General features: G+C 71.9%; 24 protein-coding genes and 2 pseudogenes. 20 read left to right on the forward strand and 6 right to left on the reverse strand.

Annotated elements, in window-relative coordinates:
- Positions 1 to 855, forward strand: a complete 855-nt coding sequence (locus ACH4TL_RS37620; RefSeq protein WP_398327460.1) for a universal stress protein — start codon at positions 1 to 3, stop codon at positions 853 to 855.
- Positions 856 to 1,016: 161 nt separating this feature from the next.
- Here the strand turns inward: ACH4TL_RS37620 and ACH4TL_RS37625 are convergent, their stop codons facing one another.
- Positions 1,017 to 1,304: a DUF1876 domain-containing protein gene (locus ACH4TL_RS37625; protein ID WP_398327463.1), complete on the reverse strand. Its 288-nt coding sequence runs from the start codon at positions 1,302 to 1,304 to the stop codon at positions 1,017 to 1,019.
- A gap of 358 nt (positions 1,305 to 1,662) precedes the next feature.
- On the opposite strand from ACH4TL_RS37625, the gene ACH4TL_RS37630 reads away from it, so the two are divergent.
- The gene (locus ACH4TL_RS37630) at positions 1,663 to 2,538 is read left to right on the forward strand and encodes a universal stress protein (protein ID WP_398327466.1); all 876 of its coding nucleotides are present in this window, start codon (positions 1,663 to 1,665) and stop codon (positions 2,536 to 2,538) included.
- 83 nt (positions 2,539 to 2,621) lie between these two features.
- On the opposite strand, the gene ACH4TL_RS37635 is transcribed toward ACH4TL_RS37630, so the two are convergent.
- Positions 2,622 to 3,986 (reverse strand): nicotinate phosphoribosyltransferase, encoded by a 1,365-nt coding sequence (locus ACH4TL_RS37635; RefSeq protein WP_398327468.1) that lies wholly within the window; start codon positions 3,984 to 3,986, stop codon positions 2,622 to 2,624.
- Positions 3,987 to 4,473: 487 nt separating this feature from the next.
- On the opposite strand from ACH4TL_RS37635, the pseudogene ACH4TL_RS37640 reads away from it, so the two are divergent.
- The 3 genes and pseudogenes from ACH4TL_RS37640 to ACH4TL_RS37650 form a co-directional block, all read left to right on the forward strand.
- A pseudogene (locus tag ACH4TL_RS37640) lies at positions 4,474 to 5,091 on the forward strand (potassium-transporting ATPase subunit C); the annotation flags it as partial.
- 187 nt (positions 5,092 to 5,278) lie between these two features.
- Positions 5,279 to 5,944 (forward strand): lysophospholipid acyltransferase family protein, encoded by a 666-nt coding sequence (locus ACH4TL_RS37645; protein ID WP_398327471.1) that lies wholly within the window; start codon positions 5,279 to 5,281, stop codon positions 5,942 to 5,944.
- 278 nt (positions 5,945 to 6,222) lie between these two features.
- The gene (locus tag ACH4TL_RS37650; RefSeq protein WP_398327474.1) at positions 6,223 to 6,537 is read left to right on the forward strand and encodes a hypothetical protein; all 315 of its coding nucleotides are present in this window, start codon (positions 6,223 to 6,225) and stop codon (positions 6,535 to 6,537) included.
- A 66-nt stretch (positions 6,538 to 6,603) separates the two neighbouring features.
- Here ACH4TL_RS37650 and ACH4TL_RS37655 read toward each other — a convergent pair whose 3' ends face one another.
- A complete protein-coding gene (locus ACH4TL_RS37655; protein WP_398327477.1) occupies positions 6,604 to 6,813 on the reverse strand; it encodes a hypothetical protein in 210 nt (69 codons plus the stop codon).
- Positions 6,814 to 6,858: 45 nt separating this feature from the next.
- Positions 6,859 to 7,503, reverse strand: a complete 645-nt coding sequence (locus ACH4TL_RS37660) for a sigma 54 modulation/S30EA ribosomal C-terminal domain-containing protein (protein WP_398327480.1) — start codon at positions 7,501 to 7,503, stop codon at positions 6,859 to 6,861.
- Positions 7,504 to 8,017: 514 nt separating this feature from the next.
- Between ACH4TL_RS37660 and ACH4TL_RS37665 the strand changes: the two genes are divergently transcribed.
- The 13 genes and pseudogenes from ACH4TL_RS37665 (at position 8,018) to ACH4TL_RS37725 (ending at position 20,713) form a co-directional block, all read left to right on the forward strand.
- Positions 8,018 to 8,494, forward strand: a complete 477-nt coding sequence (locus tag ACH4TL_RS37665) for an Hsp20/alpha crystallin family protein (RefSeq protein ID WP_398327483.1) — start codon at positions 8,018 to 8,020, stop codon at positions 8,492 to 8,494.
- A gap of 120 nt (positions 8,495 to 8,614) precedes the next feature.
- Positions 8,615 to 9,499 carry a universal stress protein gene (locus tag ACH4TL_RS37670; protein ID WP_398327486.1) on the forward strand — a complete coding sequence of 295 codons (885 nt, stop codon included), beginning with the start codon at positions 8,615 to 8,617 and terminating at the stop codon, positions 9,497 to 9,499.
- Positions 9,500 to 9,882: 383 nt separating this feature from the next.
- Positions 9,883 to 11,037 (forward strand): 4Fe-4S dicluster domain-containing protein, encoded by a 1,155-nt coding sequence (locus ACH4TL_RS37675; RefSeq protein WP_398327488.1) that lies wholly within the window; start codon positions 9,883 to 9,885, stop codon positions 11,035 to 11,037.
- Positions 11,034 to 11,489 carry a cyclic nucleotide-binding domain-containing protein gene (locus ACH4TL_RS37680; protein ID WP_398327491.1) on the forward strand — a complete coding sequence of 152 codons (456 nt, stop codon included), beginning with the start codon at positions 11,034 to 11,036 and terminating at the stop codon, positions 11,487 to 11,489. The genes ACH4TL_RS37675 and ACH4TL_RS37680 overlap by 4 nt, the downstream gene beginning before the upstream one ends.
- The gene (locus tag ACH4TL_RS37685; RefSeq protein WP_398327494.1) at positions 11,486 to 12,298 is read left to right on the forward strand and encodes an FAD/NAD(P)-binding protein; all 813 of its coding nucleotides are present in this window, start codon (positions 11,486 to 11,488) and stop codon (positions 12,296 to 12,298) included. The genes ACH4TL_RS37680 and ACH4TL_RS37685 overlap by 4 nt, the downstream gene beginning before the upstream one ends.
- Position 12,299: 1 nt before the next feature.
- Positions 12,300 to 13,142, forward strand: a complete 843-nt coding sequence (locus tag ACH4TL_RS37690; RefSeq protein WP_398327497.1) for an oxidoreductase — start codon at positions 12,300 to 12,302, stop codon at positions 13,140 to 13,142.
- Positions 13,139 to 14,494 carry a Ni/Fe hydrogenase subunit alpha gene (locus ACH4TL_RS37695; protein WP_398327500.1) on the forward strand — a complete coding sequence of 452 codons (1,356 nt, stop codon included), beginning with the start codon at positions 13,139 to 13,141 and terminating at the stop codon, positions 14,492 to 14,494. Before ACH4TL_RS37690 ends, ACH4TL_RS37695 begins: the two co-directional genes overlap by 4 nt.
- Positions 14,491 to 15,000: a hydrogenase maturation protease gene (locus ACH4TL_RS37700; protein ID WP_398327503.1), complete on the forward strand. Its 510-nt coding sequence runs from the start codon at positions 14,491 to 14,493 to the stop codon at positions 14,998 to 15,000. The genes ACH4TL_RS37695 and ACH4TL_RS37700 overlap by 4 nt, the downstream gene beginning before the upstream one ends.
- A gap of 188 nt (positions 15,001 to 15,188) precedes the next feature.
- A complete protein-coding gene (gene hypF / locus ACH4TL_RS37705; RefSeq protein WP_398327506.1) occupies positions 15,189 to 17,495 on the forward strand; it encodes a carbamoyltransferase HypF in 2,307 nt (768 codons plus the stop codon).
- Positions 17,496 to 17,513: 18 nt separating this feature from the next.
- Entirely contained in the window at positions 17,514 to 17,813 is a 300-nt protein-coding gene (locus ACH4TL_RS37710) for a HypC/HybG/HupF family hydrogenase formation chaperone (protein WP_398327509.1), read from the forward strand.
- A complete protein-coding gene (gene hypD, locus ACH4TL_RS37715) occupies positions 17,810 to 18,931 on the forward strand; it encodes a hydrogenase formation protein HypD (RefSeq protein ID WP_398327512.1) in 1,122 nt (373 codons plus the stop codon). The genes ACH4TL_RS37710 and hypD overlap by 4 nt, the downstream gene beginning before the upstream one ends.
- Positions 18,932 to 18,986: 55 nt before the next feature.
- Positions 18,987 to 19,976, forward strand: a complete 990-nt coding sequence (gene hypE / locus ACH4TL_RS37720) for a hydrogenase expression/formation protein HypE (RefSeq protein WP_398327745.1) — start codon at positions 18,987 to 18,989, stop codon at positions 19,974 to 19,976.
- A gap of 121 nt (positions 19,977 to 20,097) precedes the next feature.
- Positions 20,098 to 20,713, forward strand: a pseudogene (locus tag ACH4TL_RS37725) (CBS domain-containing protein).
- 5 nt (positions 20,714 to 20,718) lie between these two features.
- On the opposite strand, the gene ACH4TL_RS37730 reads toward ACH4TL_RS37725, so the two are convergent.
- Positions 20,719 to 21,711, reverse strand: a complete 993-nt coding sequence (locus ACH4TL_RS37730; protein WP_398327515.1) for an Acg family FMN-binding oxidoreductase — start codon at positions 21,709 to 21,711, stop codon at positions 20,719 to 20,721.
- On the reverse strand, positions 21,708 to 22,025 hold the full coding sequence (locus ACH4TL_RS37735; protein WP_398327518.1) for a DUF1918 domain-containing protein: 318 nt from the start codon (positions 22,023 to 22,025) through the stop codon (positions 21,708 to 21,710). Before ACH4TL_RS37735 ends, ACH4TL_RS37730 begins: the two co-directional genes overlap by 4 nt.
- A gap of 98 nt (positions 22,026 to 22,123) precedes the next feature.
- Here ACH4TL_RS37735 and ACH4TL_RS37740 point away from each other — a divergent pair, with 98 nt between their 5' ends.
- Both ACH4TL_RS37740 and ACH4TL_RS37745 read left to right on the forward strand, forming a co-directional pair.
- On the forward strand, positions 22,124 to 22,798 hold the full coding sequence (locus ACH4TL_RS37740) for a CBS domain-containing protein (RefSeq protein WP_398327521.1): 675 nt from the start codon (positions 22,124 to 22,126) through the stop codon (positions 22,796 to 22,798).
- 152 nt (positions 22,799 to 22,950) lie between these two features.
- Positions 22,951 to 23,760, forward strand: a complete 810-nt coding sequence (locus tag ACH4TL_RS37745; RefSeq protein ID WP_398327524.1) for a hypothetical protein — start codon at positions 22,951 to 22,953, stop codon at positions 23,758 to 23,760.
- Positions 23,761 to 24,193 lie beyond the last annotated feature (433 nt).

The following is a 24,193-nucleotide window of genomic DNA, read 5'->3' on the forward strand; positions in this document are numbered from 1 at the left end:
ATGGCGCGCCCCGTCACCGTCGGACTCGACGGTTCACCCGAGAGCCTGGCCGCGGCCGGCTGGGCGGCCCGTGAGGCGCGGCTGCGCGATGCGCCGCTGAGCCTGGTGAACGCATGGCCGGGGCCCGGTCAGCAGGAGCTGGCCCCGGGCCCGGAGGTGGCCTGGCAGTACTGGGCCGAACAGGCTCTGCGCGCGGCGCGGGCTGAGCTGGACATCGATGACCCCGGCCTGGAGATCCTCACGGCCCAGATTTCCGGCCACCCGGCGCCCGTGTTGCTGGCCGCGGCGGAGCGCTCGCAGGTGGTGGTGGTCGGTTCCCGGTCGATCGGGTCGGTCGCCGGGTTCTTCCTCGGCTCCGTGGGCGTGGAGCTCGCCGCCCGCGCCGCGTGCCCCGTCGTTCTGGTGCGGGCGCAGGGCGCCGACATCCGGCGTGGCGATGTGGTGGTGGGCGTACACCTCCGGGGGCCGTACGACGAGGTGCTGGAGTTCGCCTTCGAAGCCGCCACCTGGCGTCGTGCGGCGCTGCGGGTCATGTACGCCGGCAAGGTCCCCGCCATCTGGGACGTGGCGCCCTGGGCGGTCGACGTGGGGCTGCGTAACGCGCGGGATGAGGCGGAGCGGACGCTGGGCGATGTGCTGGCGCGATGGCGGGAGGACTTCCCCGGTGTGCGGGTGTTCGAGGAGACCGTGTCGGACAGCCCGTCCCGGCGACTGGTGGGCGCCTCGGCAGGGGCGGCGCTGATGGTCGTGGGCCGCGGTCCGAACCGGCCGGGCCTCGGGCCCCGGCTGGGGCCTGTCGGGCAGGCCGTCGCGCACCACGCCGCCTGCCCCGTCGCGGTCGTCCCCCAGCGATGACCTGCCGCGCTCCGGCCCCACCTGCGTCAGGCGGGAGCGGACGGGTGGTGGTGGTTCGGAGCACATCGCCTACGGAACCGATGACACCAAGGGGCCCGCCGCTGTCACTTGAGAGGACGGCGGCCGGCGGGATACGTCGCATGCGGCGATGGGACGGTTGATCAGGTGGGCCATTCCCACGCTGTATGAGCCTGGGGGCGTGGTGAGGCGCCGACGCCCTTGACATCGCTCTCCGCGGCGCCCAGCAGTTGGTCACCCAGATCGTGCAGTGCCCGCCCGGCCGCCAGCTCGTCGCCGATCTCGGGCACGTCGGTGTCCTCGGGGTTGCACCGGGCCGTCCCGTGGCCGGTGAGCGAGGTGTCTTTCGTGTCGAGCACCACGCGTGCCTTCGTCATTCCCTCGTCTTCGAAGAGGTGAAGGCGGACTTTCCATTCCACCGTGTGCGGCATTGTTCACTCCTTGCCTGATGTGGGTTGCCGGGCACGGCACCGCTCAGCGTGGCCTCCCGGACCACTGGGGCTCCAGCAGGTCCCACTCGGCACCCCACTGTGCGTACCTCCGGCGGTTCGGCATATGGACCAGGCCAGCTCGCGCGTTGGTGACCACGGCGACGACCGCGTGCAGCTGAGGCTGCCTACCCACCTACGGTCGGGCACGGGCGAGCCTTATGGCAGGGCCGAAGGGGCTCACAGAGATGACTGAATCACCCTATTTATGCTAAAAGCCACATTCCATAATGTATGAGGCTTTTCGGTCTCCGGGGGTACTCCTCAGGGTGAGGGGCTTCTCACGAGGTGGAGCAACGTCATGGAACAAGTCGTCACCGTGGGTCTCGACGGCTCGGCCGAGAGCCTTGCCGCCGCTCGCTGGGCTGCCGATGAGGCGGAGCGGCGCGAGCTCGGGCTGAGGCTGTTGCATGCCTGGATTCTGCTGTCCCCACCCACGCCCGACAGTCCTGCGGCGGATGACCAGAACTACTGGGCGAAGCGGATCGTGCACGACGCGCATGCGGAGCTCAGCGGACTCCACCCGGCTCTGCGCGTCGAAGAGGAGCTGGTCGCTGAGGAGGCCGAGAAGGCCCTGCTCGACGCGGCGACGCGGTCCCGGATGCTGGTGCTCGGCTCGCGGGGGCTGGAGCGGGCGGCGAGCTTCTTCTTCGGCGACATCAGCTTGTACGTCGTGGCCCGGGCCGAGCGGCCGGTGGTTCTGGTGCGCGCGGGCACGGAGGAGGGGGAGGGGCGGGCGTCCGATGGCCGTGAGCGGCCCGTAGTGGTCGGATTGAGCCTCCACGGCCCTCAGGACAACCTCCTGGAGTTCGCCTATGTCACCGCGTTCACCCGTGGCGTGCCTCTGCTCGCAGTCCACGGCAGGAGCCTGCCGGTGCAGGCGTACGGCCCGTGGGGTGTGGAGGCCGGTACCGCCCAGGACATCGCCGCGAGCGCGCAGCGGGACCTGGACGAGGTGCTGCGGCCGTGGCGCGAGAAGTTTCCCCGGGTGCGTGTCACCGGTGACGTCCGGCTCGAGAGTCCGGCCCAGGCCGTCGTGCGGGCGGCCGGCGACAGCGGTCTGGTGATGATCGGCCGGCGGAAGCACCGGCAGGCTCTGGCGCCGCGCCTCGGCCCCGTGGTGCAGGCGGCCGCGCACCATGCGCCGTGCCCGGTCGCCGTGATCCCTCACGAATGAGTACGGGGCAGACATCGGAAGGACACCGCATGGCCTGGGAAACGCACCCGCCTGAGCTCCATGGGGTGGCTGCGGGCATTGCTTCAGACGCGGTCAAGCCAATGCGGATCGCTACGGAGGCCGGTGGCAGTGCGTCTCTGGATGCGGTCGCGTACCTGCCGGGAGAGTGCGGTCAGTGATTCGGACTGGACGACTTCCGGCGCGATCGGATGCTTGATGAGCCGGGCCGCGTGCGGGAGGCCGGCCAGATCGGCGGTCAAGCGCGCGTGGCCCTCCTCGAGCGTGGGGCGGGCCACAGTGCGTCGTCCGTGCCGCATCACGGTTTCCAGCAGGGGCGTGCTGTGAGGTGGAGGCGGTTCGTCGCGGAGGGCGATCAGGTCGGGGTGTCCCGGGCGGCGGTAGACCTGTTTGGGTCCCGGAGCGGTCACCTTGGCGGTGGAGAGCTTCATGACCGGCCGTCCGTCGTACTGGACCATCTTGTACGCGGAGTCCAGGTACGGGGCATCCGCCGAGACGCCGACCCGCGTTCCCACCGCGTAGACGTCGATCGGGGCCCCAGAGCGGACCAGCCGGTCCACCGCGTACTCGTCGAGGCTGCCGCTGGCGACGATGCGCGCCTCCGGCAGGCCGGCGGCGTCCAGGATGTCGCGGGCTCTGGCCGCCAGCGCGCCGAGGTCGCCGCTGTCCAGCCGTACGGCCGAGCCGGGGTCGCGTCCCAGGTCGCTCAGCACGCGTGCCGCCGTGTGGACGCCCTGCTCGGTGTCGTACGTGTCCACCAGCAATGTCACCGGTCCGGGATGGGTGCGGGCGAAGGCGCGGAACGCTTCCTCCTCCGACGCGAACGCCTCCACGAACGAGTGGGCCATCGTGCCGACGGCCGGCAGACCGCAGGCGGCTGCCGCGGCCACATTGCTGGTCCCGGCGAACCCCGCCATCGCGCCGAGCCTGGCGCACTGGAATCCGGCCTCCGGTCCGTGGGTCCGCCGCAGGGAGAAGTCCACGACAGGGCGGCCCGCCGCCGCGAGCATACAGCGCGCGGCTTTCGAGGCAATCGCCGTCTGGTGGCTGAGCTGGTTGAGGACGTACGTCTCCACCAGCTGCGCCTGGGGGAGTGGGGCCGTGATCTCCAGCAGCGGTTCCCCCGCGAGCGCGATCCGCCCCTCGGGCATCGCCCGGACCTTGCCGGTGAACTCCAGACCGGTCAGAGCCGCCAGGTCGTGGGGCGGACGGTGCAGCACCTCCGCGAAGGTGCGCACGTCCTCGGGGCTGATGCGAAAGGCGGAGAGGAAGCCCAGAGCCGACTCCAGACCCGCACTGACCAGGAAACCACGGTCGGGAGGCAGATCCCGGACGAAGAGGCTGAACGTGGCCGGGGCCGTCATGCCCTCGTCCAGGTACGCCATCGCCATCGTGACCTCGTAGAGGTCGGTCGTGGTCGCGTCGGACATCTCCCTCACAGCCTCGTCTCCGGACCCGCCCTCCATGATCGGACGGGTGGGAACGGACGCGCCATGGGCCCGAAGGCCCCGCCGCCCCGGCCGACCGGGCCAAGGCGCTTCCGCCCGGGCCACCAGGCGGGACTTCGGTGGCCCGCGTCTCGGTCCCCCGGGGCACCCTGCCCGGTCCCCTGGCCCCCTCTGAACGAGTGAGCAGGGCCGCGTCGGCCAGGAGATGGGGAAGCTGTTCCGGCAGCCGGGGGGGCGACAGTGCGGCCGCTGGTGCCGAGGTCGTCGAGGTCGGTGGGTCGCAGGTACAGATCCAGGACTCCGGTGTGCAGTCGGTTGAGGTCTTCGAGGCCGGTGACGAGCTGAGTGGCGCGGTGCACCGCTGACCGGGCGGAGGCGAGGAGGCGGGTCTGCTCGGTCGGCAGGGGGTGCAGGCGCACGACCGCCAGTTCCTGCCGGTCACCGGGGTGGACGTCGGCAAAGCTGCTGATTACCACGGGGCGCGCTGACCGCCTTCTCCATCGCCAACGACGTGGCGAAGTACTTCGCGCTCATCCCTGCGATGTGCGCCGTGGCGTATCCGGGTCTGGAGACGCTCAACGTCATGCGGTTGCACCGCCCGACCTCGGCCATTGCCTCCGCGATCATCTTCAACGCGCTGGTCATCGTCGCGCTGATCCCGCTCGCCCTGCGCGGCGTCCGCTACCGGCCTTCCTCCGCCGAGGCCCTGCTCAGGCCCGGCCCGGGATGGTTCCAGCCCCGCCCGTCCGCCGACGGATACGACCCCTTGGCCTCCGGTGCCTCCAAACTCGGCCCCAACAATCCGGAGCTGGTCAGGACGGTCAGGCGGCGGGCCGTCGTCGCCGCGTTCGACGGGGGCAACCCGGGGGACGTGCCGGTGGACGCCGTCACCGCCTCCGGGTCCGGCCTCGATCCGCACATCTCCCCGGGCTACGCGTACCAGCAGGTGAACCGGGTCGCCGAGACCCGCGGTCCGAAGCCCGCGACCGTACGCTGCCTCGTCGCCGGCCACGTCCGGGACCGCGTCCTCGGCCAGGAACGTGTGAACGTCGTCGAGCTCAACTTCGCACTGGCCGACCGCACGTGAGGTGTCCGCCCTGCCCGGCGGCCCCGGGCAGGTGCGCCTGGGGGTGTCGTCGGCCGCGCTCCGATGAAAGGCCACGGCCCGGAAGATCCTCCTGGCGGTGCGCGCGGCATAGGCTGATCGTCAAACGCTCGCCGCCGTGGCAACGAGGAGGGCGACTACTGGTTGTCATCACACTGGGGATGGTGTCGTGCTCAGTCGCATCGCAGGCGTCGTGGTGCCCGTCTTCGGCCGCCTGAACATCACCACGGACACCGGTTCCGCACCGCCCGTAGGCAGCATCATCATCGCCAACCACACCTCCCTCACCGATCCTGCGATCGTCCTCGCCGCACTGCGCCGCCTCGGCACCGAACCCGCCGTCCTGGCGGCCGCGGGACTGTGGCGGATCCCCCTGCTCGGTCAGCTCCTCACTCGAGAGGGGCACATCCCGGTGCGCCGTCACGACCCGCGCGCCGCGCAAGCACTGCGGGACGCCAGAGCCGCGCTGGCCGCGGGCCGGTCCGTCCTGCTCTACCCGGAAGGCGGGCTCCCGCACCGCGAGGGCGTGCGCGAAGCCCCGCCCCGGCCCTTCCACCCAGGTCTCTTCCATCTCGCACGCCGGACCGGCGCCCAGGTCGTGCCCCTCGGCCAGGCCGGAGCCCGGGCACTGGCATCGGGCGGCACCGTCGAACTGCTGGCCAGGCTGGTCAGCGCTCCACTGCGGCGCCCGAGGCTACGGGTGCACGTCGGCGCACCACTGCGCATCGAAGGTGAACAGGCCCAGGTGCTGGCCCAGGCCCACAGCGCCCTGACCCGGGCTTGGTACACCGCTGCCCGACGACTCGGCGAGCCGGTGGTCCCCGTCGCGTCGTGAGCCGGTTCGCCGGCAGCCGTCGGCATTGTGGACGGCGAAAGGGCGCTTCGTCGGCGTGGCGGCGCCCGTACCGACGAGGTCCGGGAGATGCCCCCTTGAGCGGCAGCGCTCTCTCGCTCAGGTGCGGACGTGCCGACCAGGGCACGGCATCCGAGGCGACGGAAGAGCGCGTCCCGCAGCGATGCGCGTCCGGTGCCTGCCGGGGCGAGGATGAAAGTCCAGGGCGTCACGCTGCCCGCCGTGTTCCTCCGGGATGAGGAGGTCGGATCGTGTTCTTCATGGATCGTCGTGATGCCGGCCGGCAGCTGGCTGCCCGGCCGCGGCATGTCCAGGGTGCCGAGGTGGTGGTGCTGGGGCTGCCCCGCGGAGGGGTTCCGGTCGCCGCGGAGGTCGCCGGTGCGCTGGGCGCGCCGCTGGATGTCTGCCTGGTGCGGAAGCTGGGCGTGCCGTTCCAGCCGGAGCTGGGGATGGGAGCGATCGGCGAGGGCGGCGTCCGTGTGATCAACGACGAGGTGGTGTGCACCGCGCGCATCACGCCTGAGGAGCTGGCTCGGGGCGAGGCTGTCTGGAAGAGGCGGTCGCCCGCCCGGTGAGCACCCGCCGGACCGTCCGCCTGCTCGACGCCCCGCCGAGTGTCGTCTCGCGGCGCGACGGCGCGTCTACAGTCCCTGGGAGAGCAGGAGTTCGTGGGCGAGTCGTGCGCCGTGTGCCGCTTCCTCGGGCGGAGTGTCCTGGGACGGGATGTTCTCCAATCCGCGGGCGAGCGCCCGCACGGCCTCGGCCAGCGTTGCCGTCTGTGCCTCCAGCCGGCTAAGGCGGGCTTCCAGCCCAGGAGCGGCTTCGGCTTCGGGGGTGTGGTTCTGTGCCATGCCGTGGCTCCTTACGGGGGCGGCGGGGCGGTTACCCCGGGACCGCTACTCGGTGGGGACTACCAGGCCGTAATGGCCGTCGTAGCGGTGGTACAGGACGTTTCCCCGCCCGGTGGTGTCGTCGGTGAAGAACACGAACGGGAGTCCGGTCATGTCCAGCCGCTGCTTTGCCTCGCCCACGTTCATCCGGGGGGCGGGAATGTCGCTGAAGGTGAGCGGTACGGCCACCCGGCCGGCCAGGTGCGGGTGGGGGTGCACCTGGGCGAGGCGGTAGCCGGTCGGGCCGGACCGGTACAGCACGCTGTCCTCGCCGGTGCCGATGTCGGTGAACAGGTGGAAGCCGTAATCCATCATTTCCATCTCGAAGGCGGCCTCGTCAGGTGACTCGCGGACCAGGGAGAAGGACTTGTGCCGCACGACCTGGCGTTCCTCGACCGGACGTGGGAAGTAGTCCGGGCGGTGGGCGGGCTCGCTGCCGTGCCGCCACTCGTGCGGGCCCGGCGAGGGTCCGCGGCCTCGGCGGGCCTCCCCGTGCTCCTCCAGGCGCTCCAATCGTGCGGCGAGCCGGTCCTGGAGCAGGTCGACGGCCTCGGTCAGGGTTCCGGCGGCGACGTGTGCGCGGGCGGGCTGCCCGTTGACGTCCAGGTTGGCCTGGGCGAGCACCGGTCGTTCCACGGCTGGGTTGGCCATGTGGGTCAGCTTGACGCGGGCGAACAGGACCGGCCCCCGAGTCCGGCCGATGAGTGCTCCTACCTTCTCCCGTGCGTATTCGACGGCGCCGGGCGGAACCTGCCCCCGGGCCTCCACTTGGATCTCAGGAGCGTGTAGTGGTGCCGATCGCTTCATGGCAGCCTCCTCGCGCCGAGATACTCCACTTTCCACACTTACGCCTTCGGGCTCTTCGCGCACGGCCGGCGCCCCCGCTCCCTCGCGGACCAGCTCCCTTGACCCAGTGGTGCTCCCGGCGTGGGGCAGAATCTCACGTCCGTTCAGTGCCGCAACGGCTATGAGCCGCTCGATCATGGGCGGGCGGTTCACCGACCGGGTGCGAAGGAACGACGAGGGCGTGACTGCTTCCGTGCTCCGCCGGGAATCGGGCAGAGTGCTCGGCCACGGCCGCTCGATGCCCGATTCGCCGGGTCAGGTGAGGGCGCGCACCATGGAAATGCCCCCGAACACCGTCGTTTCGCGGAGGTGAACCGCGATGACACCGCCCGTACACCGCCGGCCCGGCCAGCTGCTGGAACGGCCTTTCCACGCGCTGGGCTGGGACGAGCCGATGGCCGCCGAGTTCGACGACATCGTGGAGCGGATGAACCGCTTCCTGGAGGCCACCGGTACCGCGCCCGCGGTCAGGGCCTTCCCGCCCCTGGCCGACCTGCGGGAGACGGACGACGCCTACGTCGTCGAGGCGGAGCTGCCCGGGATCAAGCGCGAGGACATCGACGTCGAGATCAGCCAGCGGGAGCTGTGCGTCTCCGGAGAGTACGGAGAACGCGAGCGCGAAGGCGTTCTGCGCCGCGGCACCCGGCGCACAGGCCGCTTCGAGTACCGGGCACTGCTGCCGGCCGATGTCATGGCCGACGAGATCAAGGCGACGCTTGTCGACGGGGTGCTGACCGTCACCGTGCCCAAGGCCCAGGCGGCCAAGCCGCAGCACATCGAGATCACCCAAGGCTGAGTCGGCCGCGGCACGCGACCACGACCGGACCCCTGCCCGGACAGAGCCGGCTGCTGGGACCGACGCCGCCCGTAGGTCCGGGATGACGAGCCGGTCGAACAACCAACGTGGGAGTCCACGATGACGCGTACAGAAGGGCCTCCTCCGATCGTGGCCGGTATCGACCCGGACCCGGGCAGACGCACGGCGCTCGCCTGGGCCGCCGACGCGGCGGACCGGCGCCGCCTGCCGCTGCTGCTGGTCCTCGCGCAGAACGTGCCGACCCCCGGCTACCGGCCGACGGGCGGGCTCCCGACCTGGGAGGAGTGGAACGAGGCGCTGCATGCGACGGGGGATCGCCTGCTGAACGAGGCGGTGGCCTTCGTCGAGTCCAGGCACCCGCGGGTGCGGGTGTCCGGACTGCTGGCGGAGGGGCACCCCGCGTGGGTGCTGCGTGAGCAGGCGCAGAACGCCACCGAGGTCGTGCTCGGTTCCTGGCGCCTGAGCGCTCTCCAGGAGCTCTTCGCCTCCGCCGCCGTCGCACTGCCGCTCATCGCCCATGCGCCCTGCCCCGTGGTGGTCGTGCCGGAGTCGGAGCACATCACCCAGCAACAGCCGTACTTCGTGGTCGGAGTCGACGGCAGCCCTCATTCCGCCACCGCCGTCGACATCGCCTTCGATGAGGCCGCCCGGCGCAACGCGGTCCTGCGGGCCCTCTACGTGTGGCACCCTCCGATGCTCGGAGCCTTGGACGAGGACGCGGCCGTCCAGGAGTGCCGCCGAGTGCTGTCGGAGACGGTGGCCGGGCGTGCCGCCACCCATCCGGAGGTTGAACTGCACCATGAGGTTGTGCGGGGGCACCCGGTCCAGGTCCTCATCGAGGCGTCCGAACACTCCCTGGGCCTGATCGTGGGCACACGCGGGCACGGCGGCTTCACCGGCATGCTGCTGGGCTCCGTCAGCCAGGGCGTACTGCACCACGCGCGGTGCCCGGTCATCACCGTCCCGTACGCGCGCGACCGGTGAACTACGGTGGCCTCGGCCCGAACCGTGCCTCCTCACAGCCCCGGCCGTGGGGCCCGGACGCTCCCGTCCGTTCCCCAGCAGCGGTGCGGCGCACGGTCCGTGTCGGTGCGGCACGAGCGACCATGCCAGCGGGGGAGGGAGAGCCGATACGCCCGCAGGGTGGTGCCGATCGTCCGGTCCGGTCCATCACGGCCGTGTCGGAGGCGGACTTCCCGCGCATCTCACGGGAGATGTGCGCAGATGGGTCCCGCAGGTGTTGACGGCGAGCCCCGAGGCGTCAGGACGAGGGTCCGGCCGGGCGAGGAGGGCACGATGGCGTGGACAGTCACCGGCCGCGGCAGCGAGTGCCTGTCGAACGCGGTCGATGGGTGGGGCGGGGCGGAGTGAACACGTCGATTTCCTCCCCGGCCGACGGAGCCGTGCTCGGCAAGGGCGGCCTGGCGGCCTTGGTGGACGTACTGCTGACGCGCGGGTTCACGGTGGTCGGCCCCACGGTGCGGGACGGTGCCATCGTGCTGACCGAGCTGGAGTCGGCCGACCAGTTGCCGTACGGATGGGGTGTGGACCTCGAAGCCGGACGGTATCGGCTGCGTTCGCGAGCGGACGGCGCGGCCTTCGCCAACGCGGCAGGGCCCCAATCGTGGAAGACGTTCCTGCACCCCGCCCGGGTACGTCAGTGGAAGGCCGAGCGGGCGGGCGGAGAACTGGTCATCGAGCCGGACAACACCCCGCCTCCACGCTTCGCGTTCCTCGGCGTCCGCTCTTGCGATCTGCGGGCCATCGCCGTCCAGGACCGGATTCTCACCGCCGGGCCGCACACCGACCCGGTCTATCAGGGCAGGCGGTCCGGGGCGTTCCTGGTGGCGGTCGAGTGCACCGAGCCCGGGGGTACCTGTTTCTGCGTCTCGATGGGCACCGGGCCCGCGGCCGGGCCCGGCTACGACCTGGTGCTGACCGAACTGGTCGATGACGAAGGGCACCGATTCTGGGCCCGTGCGGGCAGCCCCGAGGGCGCCGAGGTCCTCGCGGAACTGCCGGGCGTACCGGCCTCCGAGGCCGTCCGCCGGGCCGCCGTGGACGCCGTCGCGTCGGCCGCGGACCGGATGGGACGCACCATGCCGGAGACCGACCTGCACCAGCTCATGGCGGAGACGCTGGATGCCCCTCGCTGGGACGACGTCGCCTCCCGGTGCCTGACCTGCGGCAACTGCACCATGGTGTGCCCCACCTGCTTCTGCACCACCACCGAGGACGTCACCGATCTGACAGGGGACCACGCCGAACGCTGGCGCGTCTGGGACGTCTGCTTCGACCTGGACTTCTCGTACCTGCCCGGCGGACCGGTGCGCGCATCGCCGCGCAGCCGCTACCGGCAGTGGCTGACCCACAAACTGGGCACCTGGTACGACCAGTTCGGCTCGTCGGGGTGTGTGGGGTGCGGCCGGTGCATCGTCTGGTGTCCGGTCGCCATCGACATCACCGAGGAGGCCGCGGCCTTGCACGACTGGACCCGGCGCGCGGAGGACGAGTCGCGATGACCGCGTGGCCGCTGCTGCTGGACACCCTCCCGCAACTCCAGCGGGAACGGTTGTTCAGCCTCGCCGACGAGCGCGACTTCCTCGCGAACAGCAGGCTGTTCGACGAGGGCGGCGTCGCCGACCGGTTCTGGCTGATCCGCTCCGGCGAGGTTGCCCTGGACGTGTACGTCCCAGGCCGTCCTGCCCAGGTGGTGGAGACTCTTGGGCCTCGCCAACAGCTCGGATGGTCGTGGATCTTCCCGCCGTACCGCTGGCATCTGGGCGCCCGGGCCTTGGGACCGTTACGGACCTGGGAATTCGCCGCTGGCGAGGTGCGTGAGCTGTGCGAGGCCGATCCGAAACTCGGGTACGAGCTGATGCTGCGCTGCGCCGCGCTGATCGCCGACCGGCTCCAGGCCACCCGGCTGCGGCTGCTCGACCTGTACACACCGCACGGAAGCGTTCCGCCGTGACCACCGTGCCCCTGCCCTACCGGGTGACCGCCGTCTCGGCGGAGAACGCCGACTGCGTCTCGCTGGAGGTGGCGCCCGCGGGGCGGGCGCTGCCCGACTTCTCTCCGGGACGCTTCGCCATGATGTACGCCTTCGGTGTCGGTGAGGTGCCGATCTCGGTGAGCGCGATCCAGGGTGGCCACCGCCTGGTGCACACGGTGCGCGCCGTCGGCGCGGTCACCGGCGCGCTGTGCCGCCTCCGGCCGGGGGACGCGCTGGGCCTGCGCGGCCCCTACGGCACCGGGTGGGACCTCGGCGCGGCGGCCGGATCCGACCTCCTGGTGGTCGCGGGCGGTATCGGGCTCGCCCCGCTGCGTCCCGTGGTGCGCCGCGTACTCGACCACCCGGAGCGTTACGGCCGCCTTCATGTGCTGATCGGGGCCCGCACGCCCGAGGACCTGCTCTACCAGGAGGAACTGGAGGACTGGAGGCGCGCCTCGGCGCAGGTGGAGGTCACCGTGGACCGGCCCGGCCCCGGCTGGCGAGGGAGCGTGGGTGTGGTCACCACCCTGCTGGACCGGGTCGAGCCGGCCCCGGAGAGGACCACCGCGCTGGTCTGCGGACCCGAGGTGATGATCCGGCACACCGCCCGGGCGCTGCTCGCCCGCGGTCTCCCGGCGCACCGCGTCCAGGTGTCGCTGGAGCGGAACATGCGCTGCGGCACCGGCCACTGCGGCCACTGCCAGCTCGGACCGCTGCTGCTGTGCCGGGACGGCCCGGTGATCGGCTACGACCGCACCCGGCCCCTGCTCGCCGTCAGGGAGTTGTGACATGGAACCCGACCCCCGCCCCTCCCTCGCCGTGTGGAAGTTCGCCTCGTGCGACGGCTGCCAGCTGACCCTGCTCGACTGCGAGGACGAACTGCTCCCGCTCACCGACCGGGTGCGCATCACGCACTTCCTTGAGATGTCCAGCGCGGAGGACTCCCAGGGCCCGGCCACCCTCGCGGGCACCGGACCGTACGACCTCTCCCTGGTGGACGGGTCCATCACCACCGCCGAGGACGTCCGGCGCATCCACCACATCCGGCAGATTTCCCGCCGTCTGGTCACCATCGGCGCCTGCGCCACCGCGGGCGGCATCCAGGCCCTGCGCAACTTCGCGGACGTCGAGGAATTCCGCGCCGCGGTCTACGCCAGCCCGGAGTACATCGCCACCCTGGACACCTCCACCCCCATCTCGGCGCACGTACCGGTCGACTTCGAGCTGCGCGGCTGCCCGATCGACCGCGGCCAGCTGCTGGAGGTCATCACGGCCTTTCTGGCCGGGCGGAAGCCGAACATCTCCGGTCACAGCGTCTGTTTCGAGTGCAAGCGGCGCGGCACGACCTGTATCACCGTCGCCCAGGGCATCCCGTGCCTGGGGCCGGTCACCCACGCCGGGTGCGGCGCCCTCTGCCCCGCCTACGGACGCGGATGCTACGGCTGCTTCGGGCCGATGATCCAACCCAACCTGGAGGCCATGGTGCGCGAGCTGCGGCACGACGGCATGACCGAGCGGGACATCGTGCGGGTCTTCCGCACCTTCAACGCGGCCTCGCCCGAATACGGCCCCGTACCCGAGCTCGCGGCACAGGAGGGCCCCCGGCCCCCGGCGGAGGAAGAGCCCCGATGAGCCACCGCGGATCCCGTGTGCTGCGCCTGGACGCACTCGCCCGGGTGGAGGGCGAAGCGGCCCTGCACCTGGCCGTGCGCGACGGGACGGTCGCCGAGGCGCGGCTGCGCATCTACGAGCCGCCCCGCTTCTTCGAAGCGTTCCTCGTCGGCCGCGGCCACGGCGAACCACCCGACATCACCTCACGGATTTGCGGCATCTGCCCGGTGGCCTATCAGACGACCGCATGCCAGGCCATTGAGCGGGCCTGCGGGGTGACGGTCGACGGTCCGCTCGCAAAGCTGCGGCGTCTGCTCTACTACGGCGAATGGATCGAGAGCCAGTCCCTGCATATCCATCTGCTCCACGCCCCCGACTTCCTCGGCCACCCCAGCGCGGTGGAACTCGCCCGCGGGCACCGCGCGGCCGTGGAACGCGGCCTGCGGATCAAACAAGCGGGCAACACCATCATGGAGCAGCTCGGCGGCCGCGCCATCCACCCGATCAACGTCCGGGTCGGGGGCTTCTACCGCGTGCCCGCCCCGGCCGAACTCGTCCCCCTGGCCGAGCGGCTGCGCCGGGCCCATGACGACGCGCGCGAGGCCGTGCGCTGGGTGGCCGGGTTCGACTTCCCCGACGCCGCCTATGACGGTCCGCTGCTGGCGATGCGCGACCCCGGCCGGTACGCCATCGACTCCGGAACCCCGGCTGTCATGGCCGCGGGGGCGGGCTCGGACCGCGCCACCCCCGTACGAGTGCTTCCGGTGGAGGAGTTCGAGCGCCACGTGGTGGAACACCAGGTCCCGCACTCGACCGCCCTGGTGTCCCACCTGGACGGCCACCACTACCTGACCGGGTGCCTGGCCCGGTATGCGATCAGCGGACAGTGGCTGCACCCCTCCGCCCTCGACGCCGCACGAGAGGCGGGACTCGGCGATCCGGCCGGGGGCACGGTATGCCGCAATCCGTTCCGGAGCATCATCGTCCGCGCCGTCGAAGTGGTCCACGCCGTGGCCGAAGCACTGCGGATCATCGACGCCTACGAGCCACCGCCGCGGCCGTACGTCGAGGTCCCACCCCGCCGGGCGGCCGGCTGCGCGGCCACCGAGGCGCCACGCGGGCTGCTCTACCACCGCTACGCCATGGACGCGGACGGCACGCTCACCCTCGCCCGCATCGTGCCGCCCACCGCGCAGAACCAGGCCGCCATCGAAGACGACCTCCGCCGTCAGGTGCAGTCCCGCTTGGACGCGCCGGGCGAGCCGGCCGACGACGGGGAGCTGACAGCCCTGTGCGAGCGAGCTGTTCGCAACCACGACCCGTGCATCTCCTGCTCCGCTCACTTCCTGGATCTGACGGTGGAGCGGGGATGACGGGCCGGGTGGTGGTCATCGGCGTGGGCAATGCGTTCCGCCGGGACGACGGGGCCGGTCCGGCCGTCATCGAGGCACTGCGCGCCCGGGTCCCCGAGGGCACGCTGCTGACCGACAGCGACGGCGAGCCCGGGCGGATGCTCGGCCTGTGGCGCCCTCAGGACGCGGTCATTGTGGTCGAGGTGGTTCACGCCCACCCCGGGCAGCCGGGGCGATTGCACACCCTGACGGCGGAGCGTGCCGCGCGATGCGCGGCACGCTCCGCCAGTACCCACGCCCTGGGGCTCGGTGAGACGTTCGCCCTGGCCGCCGCGCTCGACCGGATGCCCCGGGAGCTGACGGTGTACGCGGTGGAAGGAGGCGACTTCGGCCTCGGCCGCGGGCTCAGCACCGCGGTGGCCGCCGCGCTGCCCGAGCTGATCCGCCACGTGGCCATGGCCATCGAGGAGGCGCACGAGCGGCTCGGGCGCGCGAGCGCGCCGACTCACGGCCGGGGAACCGCATAGCCCGTACGCTCGAACGACATCGTCCGCCGACTGGGCCGTCGGGGGTGTTTGGGCCCGCCGCGCGGTCATGGTTCCCCACGGTGTTCCGTCCGGTTCCTACCATGACGGACGGCCTGACCGGAACGGCCTTTGTGCCCCGTCCGGGCCCGCACAGGCTCATGACCACACCGGACGGAAGTGCCGTGCCCATGGAACAGCCATTCGCCGTGTGCCGCTCTGCCACGACGAATGGCCCTCACCGGACGGTCCGACGCTTGGTGGCGGTCGGCGGCGTGGTGCAAGGGGTCGGATTCCGTCCGTTCGTCCACGCCCTGGCCACCGAACTGGGCCTGTCCGGGCAGGTGGCCAACGACCCGACGGGGGCCCGCATCGAGATCGAGGGCCGCCCCGACGCGGTGGCCGCCTTCTGCCACCGGCTGACGACGGACGTACCCCCGCTGGCGGACATCGTGTCGGTGTCCACCTCCGAGCTGCCCCCGACCGGCGCCACCGGGTTCGCGATCGTGCCGTCCTCGACGGGCCACGGTCGTACCCTGGTCCCGCCCGACGCCGCCACCTGCGACGCCTGCCTGACGGAGCTGGCCGATCCGGCCGACCGCCGCCACCGGCACCCGTTCATCACCTGCACCGACTGCGGCCCACGCTTCACCATCACCACCGCGTCGCCCTACGACCGGGCCACGACCACCATGGCGGCGTTCCCGATGTGCCCGCACTGCGCGGCGGAATACTCGGACCCGTCCGCCCGGCGGTTCCACGCCCAGCCGGTCGCCTGCTGGACCTGCGGGCCACGCCTGAGACTCACCGGCGCCGTACGGCGGGACGGCGGGGCCGCGTTGGCCGAGGCCCGGCGGATGCTGGCCGCCGGAGCGATCCTGGCGGTCAAGGGCATCGGCGGCTACCACCTGGTCTGCGACGCCACCGCACCGACGACTGTGGGCGAACTGCGACGTCGCAAGGCCCGCGGTGACAAACCGTTCGCCGTCATGACACCCGATCCCGGCACCGCCGCCCGGCTCGGCCACCTCGGCCCGGAAGAGCGCCGCGTCCTGATGGGGCGGCCCCGCCCCATCGTGCTGCTGCGCCGCCGGGACCCGTTACCGCTCGCACCGCAGGTCTGTCCGGGCAGCCCGGACATCGGGGTCATGCTGCCCTACACCCCTGTGCACCGGCTTCTGTTCGGCCTTCCGGGCGATCCACCCGGCCCCGGCGTACTGGTCGTGACCAGCGGAAACATCTCCGGCGAGCCACTGGTCACCGACGACGGGGAGGCGATGGCCCGCCTGGCCGGACTGGCCGACGCATGGCTGTGGCACGACCGGCCCATCGCGGTCGCCTGCGACGACTCGGTGGTCCGGGTCCGCGCGGACGGGTCACCGCTGCCGATCCGCCGCTCACGCGGCTACGCCCCGGCGCGCATCCGTCTTCCAGAGGCGGTCCGCCCCGTCCTCGCGGTCGGTGGCGACCTGAAGAACACCCTGTGCCTGGCCGAGGGCGACTCTGCGTGGCTGTCCGCCCACATCGGCGACATGGACGGTCCGGCCGCCCAGCGGGCCTTCGAGCGCGCCCGGAGCCATCTGCGGGCGCTCACCGGTGTCGAGCCGGTTCGCGTCGCCGCCGACCTCCACCCCGGCTACCGGTCCACGCGATGGGCACGTCGCGATGGCCGGCCGCTCACCCTGGTCCAGCACCACCACGCCCACATCGCTTCGGCGATGGCGGAACACGGGCTGGACGAGCCGGTCATCGGTGTCGCCTTCGACGGCACCGGTTACGGAGACGACGGGGCCGCCTGGGGCGGCGAGGTGCTGCTGGCCGACTACGCGGGCTACCGTCGCCTGGCGCATCTGGCGTACGTACCCCTGCCCGGCGCTGACGCAGGGGTGCGCAATCCGTACCGGATGGCCCTCTCGCACCTGCGCGCGGCCGGTATCGCCTGGTCGTCCGACCTGCCGTGCACGACAGCCTGCTCGCCGGAGGAACTGCGCCTGCTGGACATCCAGCTGGCGCGCGGCCTCGGCTGCACCCCGACCTCCAGCGTGGGGCGGCTGTTCGATGCCGTGTCCTCGCTGGTGGGCATCTGCCACCGGGCGGGATACGAGGCCCAGGCCGCCGTGGAACTGGAGGCCGCGGCGGTGGCCGCCGGCCGGGTGCGGAAGGGCTATGCCTTCGAACTCGGCGAGCCCGCGCCGCTGCTGGCGGCGATCGTGGCCGATCTGCGCGCGGGTGCGGGCGCCCCGCTGATCGCCGCCCGCTTCCACCTGGCGGTCGCCGGCGCGGTGCGCGCGGCCTGCCGCACGGCGCACCGCGCCACGGGCGTGCGGACGGTCGTCCTCACCGGCGGGGTGTTCGCCAACGCCCTCCTGGACGACCTGTGCGCCACAGGGCTCGCCAAGGACGGGTTCACCGTCTTCGGGCACACGGTGGTCCCGCCCGGCGACGGCGGCCTGGCCCTGGGACAGGCGGTCGTCGCCGCGCAAATCGCCCACTTTTGAGGAACCGAGGAGGAGCACATGTGCCTGGCGGTACCCGGCCGCGTGGTCGGCGTCGAGGAACGCGACGGCACGCCGATGGCGCGGGTCGACTTCGGCGGAGTGGTCAAGGACGTCTGTCTGGCCTATCTGCCGGATATCGAAGTGGGCGACTACGCGATCGTGCACGTCGGCTTCGCGATCCAACGGCTCGACGAGGAGTCGGCCCTGGCCACCCTCCGGCTCTTCGAGGAGATCGGGGCGCTGGAGGAGGAGTTCGGCGACGCCTGGGCACGTGCCGCGGCCGAGCCGGAGGACCCGCACGAGGAGGAGAACCGGTGAAGTACATCGACGAGTTCCAGGATCCGGGCCTGGCCCGGCGGCTCCTGGACGACATCGCCCGGACCGTCACCCGGCCGTGGGCGATGATGGAGGTCTGCGGGGGGCAGACCCACTCGATCATTCGGCACGGCATCGACCAGCTGCTGCCCGAGGACATCGAGCTGATCCACGGGCCGGGGTGTCCCGTCTGCGTCACCCCGCTGGAAGTGATCGACAAGGCGCTGGAGATCGCCTCCCGCCCGGACGTGACCTTCTGCTCGTTCGGTGACATGCTCCGGGTGCCGGGGACCGACCGGGACCTGTTCCGCGTCAAGAGTGCGGGTGGCGACGTCAGGGTCGTCTACTCGCCACTGGACGCGCTGCGGATCGCCCAGCAGACCCCGGACCGGCAGGTGGTGTTCTTCGGTGTCGGCTTCGAGACCACCGCCCCCGCCATCGCCATGACGGCCCATCAGGCAAGGCGGCTCGGCATCGGCAACTTCAGCCTGCTGGTCTCACACGTCAGGGTGCCACCGGCCATCGAAGCGATCATGCGGTCTCCGGACTGCCGGGTGCAGGCGTTCCTCGCCGCCGGGCACGTGTGCAGTGTGATGGGAACCGGCGAGTACCCCGACCTCGCCGACACCTACCGAGTGCCCATCGTGGTCACCGGCTTCGAGCCGCTGGACATCCTGGAAGGCATCCGCAGGGCGGTCCGCCAGCTCGAAGGGGGCGAACACCGCGTCGAGAACGCCTACCCCCGCGCCGTACGTGCGCAGGGCAACCCGGTCGCGCTGGAGGTGCTGAAAGAAGTGTTCACCACCACCGACCGTGCCTGGCGGGGCATCGGCACCATTCCGGGCAGCGGCTGGCGGCTGTCGGACGCCTACCGCGACTACGACGCCGAGCACCGGTTCGACGTCACCGGCCTGGTCGCCGACGAGTCCGCCGTGTGCCGCAGCGGTGAGGTGCTCCAAGGGCTCGTGAAGCCGTACGAGTGCGCGGCCTTCGGCACCCTCTGCACCCCACGCACACCGCTGGGCGCCACCATGGTCTCAAGCGAGGGCGCGTGCGCCGCCTACTACCTGTACCGCCGCATGACCATGCCCCGCACGGAGGAGACGACGTCCGTTGACTGATACCACCACCGGCTGGTCGTGTCCGCTGCCACTGCGTGACCACCCGCTGGTGGTCATGGGCCACGGTGGCGGGGGCGCGCTGTCCGCGGAGCTGATCCGGCACCTCTTCCTCCCCGCCTACGGCGACGGGGAGGCGGGAGGGCTCACCGACTCGGCCACCGTCACGCTCGGCGGCGCCCGGCTGGCCTTCTCGACCGACTCCTACGTCGTCCGCCCGCTGTTCTTCCCCGGCGGCTGCATCGGGGATCTCGCCGTCAACGGCACCGTGAACGACCTCGCCATGAGCGGCGCCGTTCCCGCGCACCTGTCCTGCGCGTTCATCCTGGAGGAGGGTACGGAGCTGAGCACCGTCGGCCGGATCGCGCAGGCACTCGGCGCCGCCGCCCGTACGGCGGGCGTCACCGTGGTCACCGGCGACACCAAGGTGGTCGACTCCGGCCACGGCGACGGGGTGTACGTGAACACATCGGGGATCGGACTGATCCCCGACGGCGTGGACATCCGCCCGCAGCGCGCCCGGCCGGGCGACGTGGTGATCGTCAGCGGCCCGATCGGTCAGCACGGCATCGCCATCCTCAGCGTCCGCGAAGGACTGACGTTCGGCACCGAGGTGGCCAGCGACACGGCGCCCCTGGCCGGGCTGGTCCGGGCCATGCTGGCCGTCACCCCGGAGATCCACGCCCTGCGCGACCCGACGCGCGGCGGCCTGGCCGCCGCGCTGGGCGAGATCGCAGAGGCGTCGGGCACCGGCGTGGTCCTGGACGAGGGAGCGGTGCCCGTACCGGACGCGGTGGCGACCGCCTGTACCTTCCTCGGCCTGGACCCCCTGTACGTGGCCAATGAGGGCCGTCTGGTGGCATTCGTGCCCCGGCAGCACGCCGAACCGGTCCTGGACGCGATGCGCGCGCACCCCAGCGGCCGGGAGGCAGCCGTCATCGGCGAGTGCGTGGCCGAACACCCGGGCATGGTCGTGGCCCGCACCGGTCTCGGCGGAACCCGCATCGTGGACCTCCCGCTCGGTGAGCAACTGCCGCGGATCTGCTGAGTGGCCGGAGAACAGCCGCCCGCCCGACACTGGAAGTGGTGGCGCAGCCAGGACTTCGGGGGAACAGAGAGGGGAGGAGGAAGGGTCCGTGCCTGAGACTCCGTACATCGTCAGCGATGTGATGACGCGAACGGTCGTCGCCGTCGGGCGGGACGCGCCGTTCAAGGAACCGGCGCAGACCCTGGGCCAGTGGTATGTGAGTGCCATGCCGGTCCTGGAGGGCGAAGGGCGGGTGGTCGGAGTGATTTCCGAGGGGGACCTGCTGCCCAAGGAGTTCCGGGACAGCGATCCGACCCGCTTCGAGCAGCTGCGCCGCCTGCCCGACCTCGCGAAGGCAAGGGCGGTGACGGCGGAGGAACTGATGAGCACACCGGCGGTCACCGTGCACACCGAAGCCACCCTGGCCGAGGCAGCACGGATCATGGCCGTCAGACGGGTCAAGCGGGGTCGATGCCGAGGGGAAGTTGCAGGGCATCGTCAGCCGGGGCGATCTGCTGAAGGTGTTCCTCCGGCCGGACGAGGGCATCGCGGAGGAGATCCGCCGCACGGCGGTGTCTCTCCTCTTCCCAGCCCTCGGGCATGTTCACGTGCGGGTGGACGAGGGCATGGTCACGCTCAGTGGGGAACTGCACGACACCGCGCTGATTCCGATGGCCGCGCGCCTCGCCCGGGCCGTGGAAGGTGTCGTGGACGTCGCATGCCACTTCCGGGCCGCCGGGCAGAGCGAGGCGGCGTGAGCGGGTTATGGCTCGATGTCCAGGACCTCGCGGACGGGCCGCCGGGGGGTCTGTGCGCCGGGCCGCCCGTAGCCCAGCCGCAGCACCATGTGCACATAGGCCGAGCCCGACATCGGGTCGCGGAGCGGCCAGCGCAGGTCGTGCCATTCCAGGGCCTGGGTGACGAACGAGGTGGCCAGACCCTCAAGAGTGGCGTACAGCAGGACCCGTTCCATCGCCTGGCCCGCGCGCAGCCAGTCCTCGGGCCGGTCGCGCCCGGTGCTCAGCAGGGCCAGGTGGGGGGCGCTCTCGAAGTCGACGGCCGGGCGGCCGGGGACGGGCTTGCCACCCGCGAAGTCCCGCACCGGCGCCTTGCCGGTCCGGCGGCGGGGCCCGAAGGCGTACTCCGGGACACCTTCCGTGGCGGGCCGCGAATCGTCCGCCCTGCGGGTGAAGCGGGTCAGATCCGCCGCGACACCGGGATCGGTGAGATTGCGGGCCTCGGCCTCCAGCACCAGGTCCAGGACGGCCTGAAGGTGCCACCCCGACGCGAACGACAGCGAGACGTGTTCGCGGTGCGCGGCGTCGACGAGAGCGGCGCGCACGGGATCGGGAATCGCCCTCTCGGTGAAGGGATAACGGCTGGTGTGCCGGGCGTGCACAGCTGGGTACAGGGACGCCGGATCGTCGTCACCGCCGTCGAGCGGTCCGGTCAGCGTCACGGAGGCCAGCAGCATCGGGTCGGCCGGATCGGGAAGCAGCCGGGTCGTCGCCCCCCAGCCCTCGTGCGCGACCGCGGCCCGCAGATTCATCAGCGCCGCGCCGCAGCCGATGTGCAGGGCGCGCTGTTCCGGATCGGAATGCGGCAGGACGCCCCTGAGGTCTCCCCGGATGTGGAACACGCGCCTGCCGTGGAAGTACTGGAACCGCCATGGCTGGGCGTTGTGCATCGACGGAGCGGCCGCGGCGTCGCGTACCAGCGCCGCGACGGTGTCGTCGGATGGCGGTTGAATACTCACCGATGTCCGGGGGCCATGGGGCCCCGGGGTCTTTCCGACGCGTGCTCGATGTGGTGAATGTGTGCGTCCGGACCGGGGAACACGAGGCTGACGCGATCGGAATCCGACCACCGCACGTCGTAGGGAGGTGTTCCGTCGTCATGGTGGAGCCCGATGATCTCACCGTCCCGCCTGGTGGCGCCCGTGGTCGGGCTTTCGACGATCAGTTGGTCACCGACATGGGCACGCATATCCGCCTCCTGCCACCTCATTCCCTCCCCTTCCACCATGGCACGGCGGGCAGGCCCTGTCCTGAGCCGAATGGCCGGCCACATGGACCGTGAGGCACATCCGGCGGCCGTACGCGAGGTGCCACCCTTGGCAGCCGGCAACAGGCCGACCGGGCGGGAGCGTCCCTCGAAGGAGGCGGCAGATGCACCACAGAACAGTCGGTGAACTCATGACCCGCGGGGTGGTCCGGGCGCCACGTGACATGCCGTTCAAGGAACTCGTCGCGCTCCTCGCGGAGAACGACGTCACAGCGGTGCCTGTCGTGGACGCTTCCGACCGCCCGATGGGTGTGGTGTCCGAGGCCGACCTGCTGCGCAAGGTGTCGGGTCAGGCCGATCCGTCCGGCCGGGTCTTGCTCCCGCATCCGGAGGCATGGGAGCGGGCGAAGACGGAAGGGGCGAGGGCGGAGGAGCTGATGTCGGCACCCGCCGTGTGCGTACGCCCCGAGTGGACGGTCGCCGAGGCCGCCCGTCTGATGGCGGTCCATGGCGTCAAGAGGCTGCCCGTCGTGGACGGGACCGACAAGCTGCTCGGCATCGTCAGCCGCGGTGACCTGCTGCGGATCTTCCTGCGCCACGACGACGCGATCCACGACGAGATCTGCCGCGACGTGCTGCGCCGGACCCTCCGGCTGGCCCCCTCGGCCGTGACGGTCGACGTGAGGGAAGGCGAGGTAACGCTGAGCGGGTCGGTGGAACTTCGGAGCCTGATCCCGATCATCGTCCGGCTGTGCCGGAGCGTGGACGGAGTGGTCTCCGTCAGCGAGCACATCTCCTTCCGCACGGATGACACGCAGGGTCCTTCCGAGGCCGCGTGAGCGTCGGCGGCCGAGGGGACGGCGGCGACGCCCGGGCGCGGCGGCGCGCTCGGCTGCGGAGAGCATGCGTCACGCTCAGGGAAGCCTCCGGGACCACCGGGGTTCCAGCAGGTCCCATTCGGCGCCCCACCGAGCCTGCGTGCGAGCGCGGCATGGGTGAGTCCGAACGCCGCGAGGCGTGCGAGCCAGATGCCACCGCCCATGACGGCGAGGCCCAGGTACAGCATCGCTCCGGCGATGCCCGAGAGCGCGAACAGGGCGTTCGCCGGCCCGCCTTCGCGCCAGCGGTTCGAGATGCCCGCCGCGTACGCCAGGGCCAGCAGCAGCGCGCCGAACCCGATGGCCGCGACGATCAGCCGCAGCGGGTCCCGCAACGGGTTCAGCCAGAGCACCGGCAGAACACCGGTCGGCCCGAAGAACTCGCCGTACGCCGCACCCGCCAGCGCGCTGGTCAGCCCGGCACCGGCGACGAACGGCCACAGCGGGCGCAGAGACGCGGCACGGCGCGGGTGGCCCAGGCGCAGCGCGAGACCCGCGAGCAGCAGCAGGGCCCCGTGCCCGGCGTCACCGAACATCACCACATAGGTGATGCCCGCAGGCATCGTGGGGTCGAGGTCCGGGTACGGCACCGTCCCGCACGCCCGCACCAGGGGCACGAACGAACGCCGCACCGCACCGGCCTCGCGCAGCAGCGTCGGTGGCTCCGCTCCACGCGGTGCGCGCAACGGCACCAGTGCTCCTCCCACCGCGGCCAGACGTGCGGAGGTCGCCGGAACGTCGTCGGCCGGACACCAACCGGCGAGGGCCGCGACGTCCCCGCGCCGCACCGCACTCGCGAGGCGTTCTTCGAGTTGCGCCTCACCAGCCAGCAGATCGGTGCGGCCCGCACGCTCCAGCGCGTCCAGATCGGGCGTCCGGACACTGAGCACGGCACGCTCGGGCGCCGCCCCCAAGCGCCGTAGCCGATGGGAAGCGGAACCCTGTCCGGTAGCGCTCGGACCGCCGCCCTCGGTGTGGTCGATGTCGACGCAGCCGGCCTCGGCGACGCGCACCAGTGCGTCCCGCAGCGCGCCCCGCGGGGCGACGATCGCCACCCGCCGCATGCGAACCGGCGCCATCGCCTCAGGCCGGCGCACCGGACACCCCCAGGTGTCTGCCGCCCCGCGCGGCGCCCTCCAGCGCGCCGCGCACCCGCCAGGCGTCCGCGGACACCCGCGGCAACGGACGACGGGCGACGAACACCTCCCGCCCGACCAGCAGGGCCAGCCGCCCCGCCGCCCAGCCGGTACGGCACCCGGGGTCGGCCGGTGCCGGTCAGCGTGCGCAGGTGGTCCTCCACGTTGGCGATCTCGAACCCGGAGGCGAGGAGACGGATGGCGCTCCCGCCGCTGAGCG

Origin of the sequence: Streptomyces sp. NPDC021115, assembly GCF_044333065.1 — a bacterium.
In the GTDB taxonomy this organism is placed as follows: domain Bacteria; phylum Actinomycetota; class Actinomycetes; order Streptomycetales; family Streptomycetaceae; genus Streptomyces.